At 54.8% G+C, this 13,840-nt stretch carries 12 protein-coding genes, 6 tRNA genes and 2 rRNA genes; 2 read left to right on the top strand and 18 right to left on the bottom strand.

The annotated features are described in order from the left end of the window. Nucleotides 1-41: 41 nt before the first annotated feature. The 9 genes from yajC to F1381_RS16780 form a co-directional block, all read right to left on the bottom strand. Nucleotides 42-392, bottom strand: a complete 351-nt coding sequence (gene yajC, locus F1381_RS16740) for a preprotein translocase subunit YajC (RefSeq protein ID WP_151735989.1) — start codon at nucleotides 390-392, stop codon at nucleotides 42-44. A gap of 65 nt (nucleotides 393-457) precedes the next feature. Then, nucleotides 458-1,594, bottom strand: a complete 1,137-nt coding sequence (gene tgt / locus F1381_RS16745) for a tRNA guanosine(34) transglycosylase Tgt (protein ID WP_151735990.1) — start codon at nucleotides 1,592-1,594, stop codon at nucleotides 458-460. Between the two features lie 22 nt (nucleotides 1,595-1,616). Then, complete coding sequence (gene queA / locus F1381_RS16750; RefSeq protein WP_151735991.1) at nucleotides 1,617-2,645, bottom strand: tRNA preQ1(34) S-adenosylmethionine ribosyltransferase-isomerase QueA; 1,029 nt, start codon at nucleotides 2,643-2,645, stop codon at nucleotides 1,617-1,619. Nucleotides 2,646-2,689: 44 nt separating this feature from the next. Then, nucleotides 2,690-4,789: a SpoIID/LytB domain-containing protein gene (locus F1381_RS16755; protein WP_151735992.1), complete on the bottom strand. Its 2,100-nt coding sequence runs from the start codon at nucleotides 4,787-4,789 to the stop codon at nucleotides 2,690-2,692. Between the two features lie 77 nt (nucleotides 4,790-4,866). Next, complete coding sequence (gene ruvB, locus F1381_RS16760; RefSeq protein WP_150266598.1) at nucleotides 4,867-5,874, bottom strand: Holliday junction branch migration DNA helicase RuvB; 1,008 nt, start codon at nucleotides 5,872-5,874, stop codon at nucleotides 4,867-4,869. A 63-nt stretch (nucleotides 5,875-5,937) separates the two neighbouring features. Further along, on the bottom strand, nucleotides 5,938-6,555 hold the full coding sequence (gene ruvA / locus F1381_RS16765) for a Holliday junction branch migration protein RuvA (RefSeq protein ID WP_151735993.1): 618 nt from the start codon (nucleotides 6,553-6,555) through the stop codon (nucleotides 5,938-5,940). Beyond that, nucleotides 6,552-7,055, bottom strand: a complete 504-nt coding sequence (ruvC, locus tag F1381_RS16770) for a crossover junction endodeoxyribonuclease RuvC (protein WP_151735994.1) — start codon at nucleotides 7,053-7,055, stop codon at nucleotides 6,552-6,554. The genes ruvA and ruvC overlap by 4 nt, the downstream gene beginning before the upstream one ends. A 219-nt stretch (nucleotides 7,056-7,274) precedes the next feature. After that, nucleotides 7,275-8,009, bottom strand: coding sequence for a BofC C-terminal domain-containing protein (locus tag F1381_RS16775; protein ID WP_187355388.1), 735 nt, complete (start codon nucleotides 8,007-8,009; stop codon nucleotides 7,275-7,277). Nucleotides 8,010-8,124: 115 nt separating this feature from the next. Beyond that, a complete protein-coding gene (locus tag F1381_RS16780) occupies nucleotides 8,125-9,369 on the bottom strand; it encodes a serpin family protein (RefSeq protein WP_187355389.1) in 1,245 nt (414 codons plus the stop codon). A 188-nt stretch (nucleotides 9,370-9,557) separates the two neighbouring features. Here F1381_RS16780 and fabV point away from each other — a divergent pair, with 188 nt between their 5' ends. Together fabV and F1381_RS16790 are read left to right on the top strand one after the other, a co-directional pair. Next, a complete protein-coding gene (gene fabV / locus F1381_RS16785) occupies nucleotides 9,558-10,751 on the top strand; it encodes an enoyl-ACP reductase FabV (protein ID WP_151735997.1) in 1,194 nt (397 codons plus the stop codon). A gap of 150 nt (nucleotides 10,752-10,901) precedes the next feature. Continuing rightward, a complete protein-coding gene (locus tag F1381_RS16790) occupies nucleotides 10,902-11,414 on the top strand; it encodes a hypothetical protein (protein WP_151735998.1) in 513 nt (170 codons plus the stop codon). Between the two features lie 77 nt (nucleotides 11,415-11,491). Here F1381_RS16790 and F1381_RS16795 read toward each other — a convergent pair. From F1381_RS16795 to F1381_RS16835, 9 genes are all read right to left on the bottom strand, one after another. Beyond that, nucleotides 11,492-11,568 (bottom strand) — tRNA-Arg (locus F1381_RS16795). Nucleotides 11,569-11,573: 5 nt separating this feature from the next. Next, nucleotides 11,574-11,648 (bottom strand) — tRNA-Gly (locus tag F1381_RS16800). Between the two features lie 35 nt (nucleotides 11,649-11,683). Then, nucleotides 11,684-11,760, bottom strand: a tRNA-Asp gene (locus F1381_RS16805). 37 nt (nucleotides 11,761-11,797) lie between these two features. Then, nucleotides 11,798-11,871 (bottom strand) — tRNA-Met (locus F1381_RS16810). Nucleotides 11,872-11,900: 29 nt separating this feature from the next. Beyond that, a tRNA-Val gene (locus tag F1381_RS16815) sits at nucleotides 11,901-11,976 on the bottom strand. Nucleotides 11,977-12,046: 70 nt separating this feature from the next. Next, a tRNA-Glu gene (locus tag F1381_RS16820) sits at nucleotides 12,047-12,118 on the bottom strand. A 97-nt stretch (nucleotides 12,119-12,215) separates the two neighbouring features. Next, complete coding sequence (locus tag F1381_RS16825; protein ID WP_151735999.1) at nucleotides 12,216-12,749, bottom strand: AAA family ATPase; 534 nt, start codon at nucleotides 12,747-12,749, stop codon at nucleotides 12,216-12,218. 82 nt (nucleotides 12,750-12,831) lie between these two features. Then, nucleotides 12,832-12,948 (bottom strand): 5S ribosomal RNA (gene rrf, locus F1381_RS16830). 214 nt (nucleotides 12,949-13,162) lie between these two features. Next, nucleotides 13,163-13,840, bottom strand: a 23S ribosomal RNA gene (locus F1381_RS16835); the annotation flags it as partial.

Genomic DNA, 13,840 nt, shown 5'->3' on the forward strand with positions numbered 1-13,840 from the left:
GCGGCTCTCTCCTAGAAGAGAAGCCGCTTTCTTATTGATCTCTACTCTTTATCCTCCGGCTCAACCACCGCGTGGCTGATTGAACCCCGGTCAAAGGTCAGCTTGGTAACGTCATTGACCCTCAGTACGACGATATCGTCGGAAAGCTCCATAATCGTTCCGTGCAAGCCGCCGATAGTCACGATCTTGTCACCCTTCTTCAAGGCTTTAAGCATCGCGTTGCGCGTCTTGGTCTTCTTCTGCTGCGGACGGATAAGCAGGAAATAGAACACGACAAACATAAGGACGAACGGGCCGACCAAACCAAGGATACCGCCGGCACTGCCTGCATCCGCGCTCAGTAACTGCGTTTGAAACACTGTATTCCCCCCTTTCGGTATACGTACCCGCATACCATAATTCTCTAGTACATGTAAAAACGCCGTCAATTGCTCACAAGTGATAGGTTGCGGGCGTACTAGAATCCTTTGGAATTCTCATGTAATCCGTATTGTGCAAAAAACTCATCGCGAAAATCAAGCAGCCGGTCTTCCATAATGGCTTCGCGCACTTTGCGCATCAGGTCCAGCAGGAAGTACAGGTTATGGTATGTTGTCAGCCGCAAGCCGAAGGTCTCGTCGGCTTTGATCAAATGACGCAAATACGCACGGGAATAATTGCGGCAGGTATAGCAGCCGCATTCCGGATCGAGCGGTCCGAAGTCGCGGGCATACTGGGCATTGCGTACAACGAGTCGTCCTTGGCTGGTCATAGTCGTGCCATTGCGGGCGATGCGGGTCGGCAGAACGCAGTCGAACATGTCCACCCCGCGGATCGCACCTTCCAGCAGCGCGTCGGGCGAGCCGACACCCATCAAATAACGGGGTTTATTCTGCGGCAGGAGCGGAACGGTATAATCCAATACTTCATACATAATCTGCTTCGATTCACCTACACTGAGTCCACCAATAGCATACCCCGGGAAATCCATGGAAGTCAAATCTGCCGCGCTCTGGCGGCGCAAATCCTCGTACATGCCGCCCTGGACGATGGCGAACAGCCCCTGATCATTCGGACGGGCATGGCTCTTCAGGCACCGTTCGGCCCAGCGGGTCGTGCGCTCCAGCGACTTTTTCACGTAATCATACTCAGCCGGATAAGGAGGGCATTCGTCAAAAGCCATCATAATATCCGATCCAAGCGCGTTCTGGACCTCCATCGCCACCTCAGGTGACAGAAATTTCGGGTCCCCGTTCAAATGGGAGCGGAAATGAACGCCTTCCTCGGAAATCTTGCGCATTTCACTCAGGGAGAACACCTGGAAGCCGCCGCTGTCGGTCAGAATCGGCCGGTCCCAGTTCATAAATTTATGCAGCCCGCCTGCTTCGCGGACAATATCATGGCCCGGACGCAGGAACAGGTGATAAGTGTTGCTCAAGATGATCTTCGCGTCCATTTCCTTCAGTTCCTCAGGACTCATCGTCTTGACGGTCGCCTGCGTGCCTACCGGCATGAATGCCGGAGTCTCAATAATACCGTGCGGTGTATGCACCCGGCCTAGCCGTGCTCCGGACTGTTTGCAGGTCTTAATATGCTCATAGGTAATTGCTGCCATTTGGTTTAACCCTTTCTCGTGCTTAATAGATAAACATCGCGTCGCCGAAGCTGAAGAAGCGGTATTCCCGCTCAATTGCTTCCTTATACGCGGCCATAATCCGCTCCCGTCCGGCCAAGGCGCTTACCAGCATGACCAGCGTCGACTTCGGCAGATGGAAGTTAGTGATCAGGGCATTTACAACCGTGAACCGGTAGCCGGGATAAATAAAAATATCCGTCCAGCCGCTGCACGCTTCAAGCGGTCCGTCGCCAAACTGCCGACCCACGGTTTCCAGCGTCCGGCAGGAGGTGGTTCCCACCGCAATGATCCGTCCGCCCCGCGCCCGGGCTTCGTTCAGCACCTCGGCCGTCTCCTGCGACAGTTCATAATACTCCGCATGCATCACATGCTCTTCCACCTTCTCGACAGACATCGGGCGGAAGGTGCCTAAACCGACGTGCAAAGTCAGGTAAGCGATGGTTACGCCTTTGGCGGCAATACGTTCCAGCAGTTCCTCGGTGAAATGCAGGCCTGCCGTCGGCGCAGCGGCCGAGCCTTCATGGCGGGCGTATACCGTCTGATAACGTTCCCTGTCTTCCAGCGTCTCCTTAATGTACGGCGGAAGCGGCATCGTTCCGAGCCGGTCCAGAATCTCCTGAAAGATGCCCTTGTATATGAAGCGCAGCGTCCGCCCGCCCATATCCGACTCTTCCTCGATGACCGCGCGCAGTTCATCGCCAAACACAATAACCGAACCGGTCTTCAGCTTCTTGCCCGGCTTAACCAATGCTTCCCAGCGGTCTTCGCCCAGGTTCTTGAGCAGTAATACCTCCGCTTTGGCGCCTGTATCTTCCTTGATGCCGAATAGTCTGGCCGGAATCACTCTGGTATCATTCAATATGAGTGTATCCCCCGGCTGAAACTGGTCCACAATATCGCTAAAAATCCGGTGCTCCACCGCCCCGTTCTCCTTGTCCAGCATCAACAGCCGGGAAGCGCTGCGTTCAGCCAGCGGAGTCTGGGCGATCAATTCCTCCGGTAAATGGAAGTCATACTCGTCTACATTCATGTTGATTTTTCATTCCTTAACTTGAGTGTTTATTCCCTAACCATTTATTCCTTAACTATAGTAACGTTATTAAAATAGTGTTGCAATATTTCCCTGTAATCATACCCCTGATCAGCCATGCCTTTGACGCCCCATTGCGACATGCCCAGACCATGTCCGTTGCCCCAGCCGATAAAATAGAAGCCGGAGCTGCCGCTGACCGCTCTTGACTTGCCGTCAGCGCCCATGACTACCGTTCCCGAGCCTTTGGCCGAGACTGTTCCCGAGCCAGTCAGCACGCCGGCGTTCTGACTGGAGCCTACGGTGGCTGTAGCGCCGTCAGCGCCTAGTACAGTATAACTGCCGGCTGGTACAATATCAAACAACGTGCTTGGCAGCCCCCCGAAGGCTGAGCGGAACAAATCGGGATACTTTACCTCAAGAATGTTGCCGTTTGCTTTCACCTGCGTAGCCCGGCCCGAAGCGCCGCGCTGCGTGACCTGCAGGCTGACAATCGAGGAAGGCAGCGTGCTGCTGGTCTTTCCGGCCAGGCTCTTCAGCAGATCTGCGGAGGTGAAAGGCCCCTTAATCCAGCTGTAGCTGCCCGACTCGTATACCAGATCCAGCACATAGGCATTGTCACCCGGATTCAGTTGCCCCACCGGCTTGACGCTGCTCTCAATCACCGGCAGCGGCCGGATATTGACCCCTTCCGTCGTAGCTGTGGCCATCCGCAGCCCGCCAGCCGTGGACTGTCCCGTCAGCTTGATGTTGTCTTCCCGGGCATATCCCGAGACACCGCTCGGAAGCTGCAGATAATACCACTTCTTGGCAGCGGCGGCAGATACATCCCCGCTGCTTGGCTTGCTTGCGAATGCGTCGCCGCCGTTTGCCCATACCTCCGCCGGCTCAGCCGTCATGCCGCCGGCGTTGGCCGAGAAGACGGCCTCAACGATCTTGCCCCCGTTCTTCAGCACTTCGCCGGCAGTGGCGTCCACCGCCTTGATAATGCTTGACGCCTCCGCTCCAATGCCGTTATATACCTGGCTCAGTGTAGTATCCACCACATTGGCCACATCAAACTTCGTGCCCTGCGCCAGAGCATAGCTGCGCGCGGCGACCGCCTGCGCCTTCAGCGCCTCTTCCGGCCAGCTCGCCGACACCTCGCCGCCGACCACCGCATAGAGGTACTGTTCCAATGGAACCTCATTGATGACTGACAGCGAGCCGGACAAGCCGCCCAGCTCCAGATTGCCGCGGTAAGTCCGCTTCGAACGCTCGGCCAGATTGATGCCGGCTTCATTGCCCACCGCCATAAACTTGGCCCCGCTTCCGGAGACAACATAGTGCGCAGCCTGCGTTTCGCTGCTCCAGTCAAGCCCTGCGTCGGTGCGCAGAAGCAGCCCGGATGACGATGCCGGAGTAAGCGTCAGCTGCGGCAGCGCCGCTGCCAGCGACGTCTGCAGCGCGGTAAGCTCGGCATCGCTGGCGGCTTCGCCGGTCCACACCTCATAGCGAGCGGCGCCGTCCGTACCCGTTACCGCCGCCTGCCAGGCGTCGAAGCCGGCCGTATTAAGCTGGTCTGCCGTGCCGGCCGCTTCCTCTAGAGTGGCGTACTGACCGGCCGACAAATGCTTAGGCCCGGCCAAGGCCGGAGCTTGACCGGTAGGTATGGACAGGCCCGCCTTTCCTACGCGGGCGAGGCCTTCTTTGGCCGCGCTCTCGCTGGCGTAGGGTCCGGTGTACAGCTGGTAGACCTTGCTTCCGCTGCGCGAAGCCGAGAACAGCTGCGGCTTGTCCGAGGTGGACTGCAGCTTCTTCGCAGCTTCGGCAGCCTCCTGCCAGGAAGCCGTCTCCAGCACCTTGACCTTATAGCTGTCGAGGCTGACGCGGATTTGGCTTCTGGCCGGCACTGTGAACAACGGAGCCGATGCGCCCTGAACAGAGTTCAGTGTAAAAGCATTCTCCGACTGCAGCGTAACCTGCTGTGTGGTGGACTTATATTTGCTGCCGATATCGGCATATAGAGCTACCCGGATCGTCTGACCCGCTGCAGCATGGCTGTAGCTTGCCGGAGCGAGAAAGCTGCCGGCCAGCAGCGCTGCCGCCAGCAGACTGCGGCCAAGCGGTCCTGTCCGTCCTGATGTGCGCCTGCGAAAATTCATCGTAAGCCTCCTAATATATGTCGTTATCTCATTTATGAGTGGCGTTCCCCGAATTTACTTAGAGCAAGGCTCAGCAGCTAGTGCTGCTCCGGCGGCAGCGGCAAGCCCAGATGGTGATAGGCTGCCGGGGTGACCACCCGGCCCCGCGGCGTACGCTGCAGGAAGCCGATCTGCAGCAGATACGGCTCATAGACATCCTCGATGGTCTGGCTCTCTTCACCGATGGTTGCGGCGATGGTATCCAGCCCGACAGGGCCGCCGCGGAAGGAAGAGATCATCGCCCGCAGCATTTTATGATCGATGCTGTCCAGCCCGCGCGGGTCAACCTGCAGCATCTTCAGCGATTCGCCGGCCGCGTCCGGGGTAATGATGCCGTCGCCGCGCACCTGGGCGAAATCGCGTACACGCTTCAGTAGGCGGTTGGCAATCCGCGGCGTTCCGCGTGACCGCAGGGCGATCTCTTCGGCGGCATCGCCGACGATCTCCACGCCCAGGAGCTCGGCGTTGCGCGAGATGATGTAGCTCAGCTCATCGATCGTATAATACTCCAGCCGGCTGACGACACCGAAGCGGTCGCGCAGCGGCGCGGACAGTAGTCCGGCCCGCGTGGTCGCGCCGATTAGTGTGAACGGCGGCAGGTCCAGCCGCACTGAACGTGCGCTTGGCCCCTTGCCGATCATGATATCAAGCGCGAAATCCTCCATCGCCGGATACATGACCTCCTCCACCGTGCGGTGCAGGCGGTGAATCTCGTCGATAAAGAGTACATCGCCCTCCTGCAGATTGGTCAGCAGCGCCGCCAGATCCCCCGCCCGTTCAATCGCCGGTCCGGAGGTGGTCCGCAGATTAACGCCAAGCTCGTTGGCGATAATATTGGCCAGCGTTGTTTTGCCAAGGCCCGGAGGCCCGTAGAGCAGCACATGATCCAGAGCCTCACTGCGCATTTTGGCCGCTTCAATGTATATTTTAAGGTTCTCTTTCACTTGGGTCTGGCCGATGTATTCGCCAAGATAACGGGGCCGCAGGCTTAATTCGACCGCCTGCTCGTCCATCATCAGATTCGCCGATATGATCCGGTCGTCCATAAGTTAATCACTCCAATTCTCCGGGGTTCCCCATCCTTCTAAAGAGGCAGACCCGCTTTAAGCTTACTTGGCAATAAATAAATGACCGAGCGCCTTCTTCATCAGCGCGTCGACCGTACCAAGATCCGAGCCTTCCTTCTTCATCGTCAGCCAGACACGGTCCAGCTCTGCTTCGGTGTATCCGAGCGCTTTAAGTGCATCCCTGGCCTCCTGCCATGGCGTGGCCGTATCCAGCTCTTCCTGCGCTACAGCGAATAATCCGGTCTGCATGGACACCGCGCTCAGGCCGTCGAGTTTGTCCCGCAGATCGAGGATCATCCGCTGGGCGGTCTTCTTGCCGATGCCCGGCAACCGGGTAAGGAACGTGATGTTCTCCTGGTAAATCGCCGAGATCAGCTGGTCCGGTGTTCCTCCGGTCAGGATCCCCAGCGCCACGCGCGGGCCGATGCCCGACACCTCAATCAGCTTGCGGAACAGCTTCTGCTCCTCCCGCGATGCGAAGCCGAACAACTGCGTTGCGTCTTCGCGCGTATGGTAATGAATATATACCGTTACCGGGCCTTCAATCTTGGCAAAAGCATACGGATTCGGGCAGAACACCCGGTATCCTACCCCCTGCACATCCAGCACTACATATTCGGTCTCCAGATGGACGACCGGTCCCCGCAAGAAATCTATCATTTTCGCAATACCTCATTTAATTTGGAATTTAGGCTGACCGAATGGGCATGGCACACGGCCACCGCCAGGGCGTCAGCCACATCGTCCGGCTTCGGGACGGCGCTGAGCTTAAGCAGCACCTTGACCATTTCCTGAACCTGTTTCTTCTCTGCTTTGCCGTAACCGACAACGGCCTGCTTCACCTGAACCGGCGTATACTCCGCAATCGGCAGCCCCCGCTGCACAGCGGCCAGCACCAGAACGCCGCGCGCCTGGGCTACGGGAAGGGCCGTCGTCACGTTGCGGCTGAAGAACAGCTTCTCAAACGCCACGGCATCGGGCTTGTACCGTTCCAGCAGCTGTACCATGCCTTCATAGACATGCTGCAGACGTTCCCCCTCCGGCGTATGCGCCTCGGTCTGAATGCTCCCGTATTGCACCGGCGTTACTTTGTTCCCCTGCTTATCCACAAATCCGAAGCCGACAATCGCCAGCCCCGGGTCAATTCCCAGAATGCGCAAATCCGATCTCTCCTCTATAACAAGCACGCTTAAAGCGAACATATGTATTCCTTTATAACATTATAACAAAAATCGCCCCGCCGGAGAGAAAAACTTTGTTCCCTATTGTAAAAACGAACTTTGGACCCAGTACACCAACTATTCCATACGGTACTCTCCTGAAATGCCACAAAGGCCGCCCCCGCTATAACGGCAAGAACGACCCATGTGAAATGCTGCTTATTGTTTTCTTTGCATGGCCTGCTCCGCCGAATCCCTCGCATAATCGCTGAATGTGGAGAGCACGCTGTTGTATTCTTCAATATCCTGCACACGGATCCCTTGATGAAGCTGTTCCCATATTTCTTCAGGCAGCGATGACTTCATGGAGCCCATATCCATCTGAAAAAAAGTCTTCAGCGCCTTGTCCGCCGCAGGTCTGCCCTTGAACAGGGTCAGGTTGCCCTGCTCGTCCACACCGATGTAGGCATCCTTCTTCGTGACCGGCGACAAATCGTTCACCGTATGCTCCAGCCACAGACTGCCATCGCTGCTGATCCAGCCGTTCCAGCCCGGATGTCCCTCTACCAGGAGCTTCTGCTCCGCCGGGCTCCGCTCCCCCGGAAGCGTCGTCACTTCCTCACCGGATACATAAGTGGTTTGCAGGTGGACCCTCCGGTAATGGTTCTCCCTTACAATGGCATCCAGCAGTTCCTCGCGTTCCAACGCCGGAGCAACTTCCTCCCCGCCTCCGGCGGCCGGCGCAACAGCGGCAATACTGCTACTCTCGCCTGCACCTCCCGGACGCCCGCCGAGCACATTCGTCATATTGATGGCCGAGCGGCTTAAGAGGCGGCTCATGGTCTCGGGCACCTGCATGCCGCGCCAGGCCAGCAGCGTCAGAACGATACAGGCCGCACCCACCCACGGCGCATTCTTCCACCGCCGCCACCGCCGCCACAACTGTTTTTTCAAACGAAAAGCGTTCACGTTCATCCCTTCATTCTGCTTTTTGCCTATTATGGCCTGTGCAGGGAAAGAATATGCGCTTGTCCGCATGAACTACCGGTACTCTTCAGAGCCTTCCCGTTCAGGACGGATCCAGCGGATTCGCAATGATTCCAAGGAACAGCCAGACTCCGCTCGCCCAATCTTCGATAGCAAAGAGAAACGGACGGTTCACTTTCATTTCAAAAGGCTCCTCCTCCGGCGCTGCACCTCCTACAAGCAAACCGGCCAGTGTGGCGGCCGCACCCTCCGTGCCTTGTTCATCGACATGAATGAAGGTCTTATGAAGGATGCAGTCGATGTAGATGGGGTCTGCTAGCTGGACCAGCTCCGAGAAATCCCCCTTTTTCGGGCTAAATGCCCGCTCCACTCCCAGCGCCTGCACCGATTCCCGCAAATCCGCAGCAAAGCTGGCCGAGAACCTCGGCAGGATCAGTCTACCTTGTTTGCTTTCCATTCGCTGGGCCTCAGGAATCTCTCCCCGCATCATCTGCCGCTGTATATCCTCTACCGAGGAATGCTCCCCAGGCAGCAGAACCAGCATTCCCAACCCTCTACTGCTGAAGGGAATGCGGACGGCTTGCCAGTCTGCGGTTTCCGCGTACATATACACAGTTCCTTGCTGCATCATCATTGCCTGGACAGCGGTTCCGTCTTCCAACGTAAATTCACCCGCTGCTGTAAGCTGCTCCGGGAAAGCCTCCTTCCAGGCGGCAGAAAAGTAAAGCGCATTCAGCAATACGGCCGCCGGATTGGTGGTGAATGGAGTATCCAGCAGTTCAGTGATTTTGTCCTCCGTGTGGTCCGATACCCACCGGTTAATGTCTGCAACCGTCTGGTCACTGGACAAGTCGGCAGTGTGGACCGAAGCAGAATAGTTATCGCCTACCAGCTCCTTATAAGACCCCAGCAGCTTCAGCCCCTTTTGGCCCCATACTGAGTTCGCTGTTTTCAGCTCAGCCCCGTCTCCCCACTTCTCAAACGATTCAAACAGGTTTCGGTGGTTATTGTTCATCACCTCCCGCTCATCCGGTGCGTAGCCGAGCAGCTTGCCCAATTCCCCGGCCGTTTCTCCGGCAGCGCCGTTATAGGCAAGCGCCAGCGCTGTGTAAATGCTGTAAGGTGAAATGATAAGATTCCCCTGCTTCTCCTGCCGCAATTCATCTAGCACCTGTATTCCCATACTGTTAATGTGCCGGGCAAGTCCGTTTCCCGCCTGCTCCGCATGAATCCCATCCGCTGGCGCAGCCGGGGAGGAAGGGCCGGATCCGCAGCTTGCCAGCAGAAGAATTAAGGGTACCGCCAAAATATTCTGTATCAGCTTCAATTCTGTTATCTCCTTCCTCATTTATGTACAGGTAAAAATTTACTGGGCTCTTTTATCATAACGCATTTATTTGTATGATGAGAGATGTTCCATGTGAAATTGTTTCAAAACTTATCTTTCCAGGCCATCATTTGCTATACTCAATAATAGTGAAACCAAGCCAATACTGAACAAAGGGGACAACCTTGATGATTATTCAGCCAAAAACACGCGGCTTTATCTGCACCACCGCCCATCCGGCAGGATGTGCCAAGCAGGTTCAGCAGCAGATTGACTATGTTAAAGAGCAAGCACCACTGAATGGACCCGCGAATGTACTCGTTATCGGCGCATCGACCGGATATGGACTCGCTTCCCGGATCACTGCTGCTTTCGGTGCCGGTGCGAACACCATCGGCGTCTATTTCGACAAGGCTGCAGAAGGCAGCCGCACCGCCTCGGCAGGCTGGTATAACTCTGCGGCGTTTGAACGCGAGGCGGCCAAGCTGGGCCGCAAATCGCACAGTATTGTCGGAGATGCCTTCTCCAATGAGATTAAGGCCAAGACCATCGAGCTGATCAAAGCCGAATACGGCTCCATTGATCTCCTGGTGTACAGTGTAGCGTCACCGCGCCGTACGCATCCGGTTACCGGAGAGACGTTCTCTTCCGTAATCAAGCCTGTAGGCGAAGCCTACTCCAACAAAACGCTGAACTTCCACACAGGCGAGGTGTCCACAGCGACTATTGAACCGGCAACGGACGATGAAGTCCGCCAGACCATTGGCGTTATGGGCGGCGAGGACTGGGGGATGTGGATCACGCAGCTGCAGGAGGCAGGGGTATTGGCCGAAGGGGCTACCACCGTCGCTTATTCCTATATCGGGCCCGAAGTAACCCATCCTATTTACAAAGAAGGTACGATCGGTCAAGCCAAGAACGATCTGGAGAAGACGGCCATCGCCCTTAATGAGCAGCTTGGCGCTAGCGGCGGGCGAGCTTTCGTCTCCGTCAACAAGGCTCTGGTTACCCAGTCCAGCGCAGCTATTCCGGTTGTACCACTGTATATTTCAGCACTCTACAAGGTGATGAAGGAAAAGGGACTGCATGAGAACTGCATCCAGCAAATGTACCGCCTATTCGCGGAGCATCTGTATACCGGCGAAGCGGCTGCTGCCAACAGCAGCCACCTGATCCGTATCGACGATTGGGAAATGCGCGAGGATGTGCAGGAAGAAGTCATGCGCCGCTGGAGTGAGCTGAGTACGGACAATGCTTCCGAGCTGACCGACCTTGAGGGCTACCGCGAGGATTTCTTCAACCTGTTCGGCTTCCAGACGGCAGGCGTGGATTACGAAGCCGATACCGATCCTGCGGTGGAGATTGTGAACTTGGTGGAATAAACAAACATACATTTTTAGTCAGAGTGTAAAGTATGCAGAAGAGGCTGACCCCTGGGGCCAGCCTCTTCTGCATGTAATAATGGAGCGCAACTTTATTCATACGGCAGCGTCTTATCGCTAATAAAGAATTAAGATGTATGGAGGATCACAATGAGAACGCAGACGTATATTGGCGGAATTATTCTGTTACTGGCCCTTTGCGTGGGTTGTTCCGGAGAAAAGTCCGGTCCCGCCAGTCCCCTTGCTCCTACAGCTATTGGCACTGCGGAATCCAATCCGCAGAACAAAGACGGGTTTAAAGCGGAACTATCATTGGATGTGCAGTCGTATCAAGATCAACTAAAGACCAACGACCTCCCTGTCCTTGAGGTACTCGAACAGAATCTCACTGCACTGGTTGATCATGATCATACGCTTTTCCGGTCCGGGTTCGTTAATAACCAATTGGCGGATGCTATGGAGGTCTACTACAGCGATCAATATCAATATAAGTTCACTGCCATCGAAAGTATTGAGCAGAATCTGCAAATCAAGAATCAAGTGCATATCACTGTACTTGGCGAACGTTATGATACACACACCGATATAACAGAAGAGGTCAAAATGATGTACGCCATCCGGCGATCCGACCAAGGAGTATGGACGATTTATACTATTGATTAAGCCAAAAAGAGCTTATGAATTGCACGAAGGCAATTTCATAAGCTCTTGTAAATTACACATTAATATAAAGAATGAAGTGGCGCGCCCTGAGAGATTCGAACTCCCGACCTTTTGATTCGTAGTCAAACGCTCTATCCAGCTGAGCTAAGGGCGCAATTATGGAGCGGACGACGGGAATCGAACCCGCGACCCTCGCCTTGGCAAGGCGATGCTCTACCGCTGAGCCACGTCCGCATGCGGTAACTAGTGATACAACTTTAATGAAAGAATGGCGGAACCGACGGGATTCGAACCCGCGGTCTCCTGCGTGACAGGCAGGCATGTTAGGCCTCTACACCACGGTTCCGCGATTTAAACTTCACTCTCCAACCCAGTGGAGATAATTGCGGGGGCAGGATTTGAACCTGCGGCCTTCGGGTTATGAGCCCGACGAGCTACCGGGCTGCTCCACCCCGCGTCAGTAAAAGAATAGCTATTAAATTCTGCTGGTGGAGGCTGAGGGGTTCGAACCCCCGACCCTCTGCTTGTAAGGCAGATGCTCTCCCAGCTGAGCTAAGCCTCCATTGAAGAAGCAACTTAATGATCATAACATGTTTTTATTCAAAAAGCAAATCTTATTTTAAGAATAAGAGTGACCCGTATGGGATTCGAACCCATGTTACCTCCGTGAAAGGGAGGTGTCTTAACCCCTTGACCAACGGGCCTTATGTAATATCTTTTAGCAACAAATAAGATTATATCAACTATAGGGAAATAATGCAACAGTTTTTTTCGAGAGTATTTCTTAATTGCTTGGCCTTACTAAGTATCAGTCGGCAACAGATCTATATTTATTAATGCTGCAATTGCCTCGGCAACCTGAGGGATAGTTAATTTCTCCGTATATAGGCGCGGAAGGAATAGCTCATGCTCAAAGCCTGCAAGGCATCTGTCAATCTGTCTGGCCGGCCAGCAGTCCACCTCCTCTCCTCGGGCGATTAACCGTTCTAGAAGCATTTCACGGGGCACATAGAGAGTAATTGTGTGAACAGTCACTGCCTGCTCCCGCAATCTCCCGATGATCTCATGATAATACCCGGGATCCGTAATGGTCATAGGGGCAATCACCACTCCAGGAAAATTCAAGGCAATTTCATGCAGCATCGAATTATTAATTTCCCGCCACAGTCTATGGTCCTGAAAATCATCTTTAATCATTGCAGCAGGAAGGTTCTCCCGAATATAATAACCTGCGTTTTCAGGATCAAACATATAGGAACCGGGAATTCTTCGATGAAGCTCCTGCGCAGCCGAAGTCTTGCCTGCTCCAAATGCGCCATTGATCCATATTATCATATTACAGTCTCTCCTAAAACGCATAATTCTTCTTAGTGAATCACAAAAGACCATTGCTGAATAATCAACAATGGTCTTCAGTGCTTGGCGGCGTCCTACTCTCCCAGGACCCTTCGGTCCAAGTACCATCGGCGCTGGAGGGCTTAACGGTCGTGTTCGGGATGGGTACGCGTGGAACCCCTCCGCCATCGCCACCAAACGGGCATCTGCGGTGCAAATGCATAATTCAGGTTTCAGCATCGCCAAATGCTGAAAGCAATCCTATATTAATCCGGCCGCTTGGACCACATTAATACCCTTCTTGCTCCCTGAAAACTGGATCGAAACGAATTTGTGTTTTAGATTTACTGGGGCCCCCGCAAAGTACTCGGAATCGGCTTCGTCAGCTTTTTCTTCACTTTGTGGGGATTCTTTTGGATAAGCCCTCGACCGATTAGTATTGGTCAGCTCCATGCATTGCTGCACTTCCACCTCCAACCTATCAACCTCGTCGTCTTCAAGGGGTCTTACATATTGGGAAATCTCATCTTGAGGGGGGCTTCACGCTTAGATGCTTTCAGCGCTTATCCCGTCCGTACGTAGCTACCCAGCCATGCTCCTGGCGGAACAACTGGTGCACCAGCGGTACGTCCATCCCGGTCCTCTCGTACTAAGGACAGCTCCTCTCAAATTTCCTGCGCCCACGACAGATAGGGACCGAACTGTCTCACGACGTTCTGAACCCAGCTCGCGTACCGCTTTAATGGGCGAACAGCCCAACCCTTGGGACCTACTTCAGCCCCAGGATGCGATGAGCCGACATCGAGGTGCCAAACCTCCCCGTCGATGTGGACTCTTGGGGGAGATAAGCCTGTTATCCCCAGGGTAGCTTTTATCCGTTGAGCGATGGCCCTTCCATGCGGTACCACCGGATCACTAAGTCCGACTTTCGTCCCTGCTCGACTTGTAGGTCTCGCAGTCAAGCTCCCTTTTGCCTTTGCACTCTGCGAATGATTTCCAACCATTCTGAGGGAACCTTTGAACGCCTCCGTTACTCTTTAGGAGGCGACCGCCCCAGTCAAACTGCCCGCCTGACACGGTCCCCGTACCCG

Origin of the sequence: Paenibacillus tengchongensis (genome assembly GCF_008973665.1) — a bacterium.
In the GTDB taxonomy this organism is placed as follows: Bacteria; Bacillota; Bacilli; order Paenibacillales; family Paenibacillaceae; genus Paenibacillus_AQ; species Paenibacillus_AQ tengchongensis.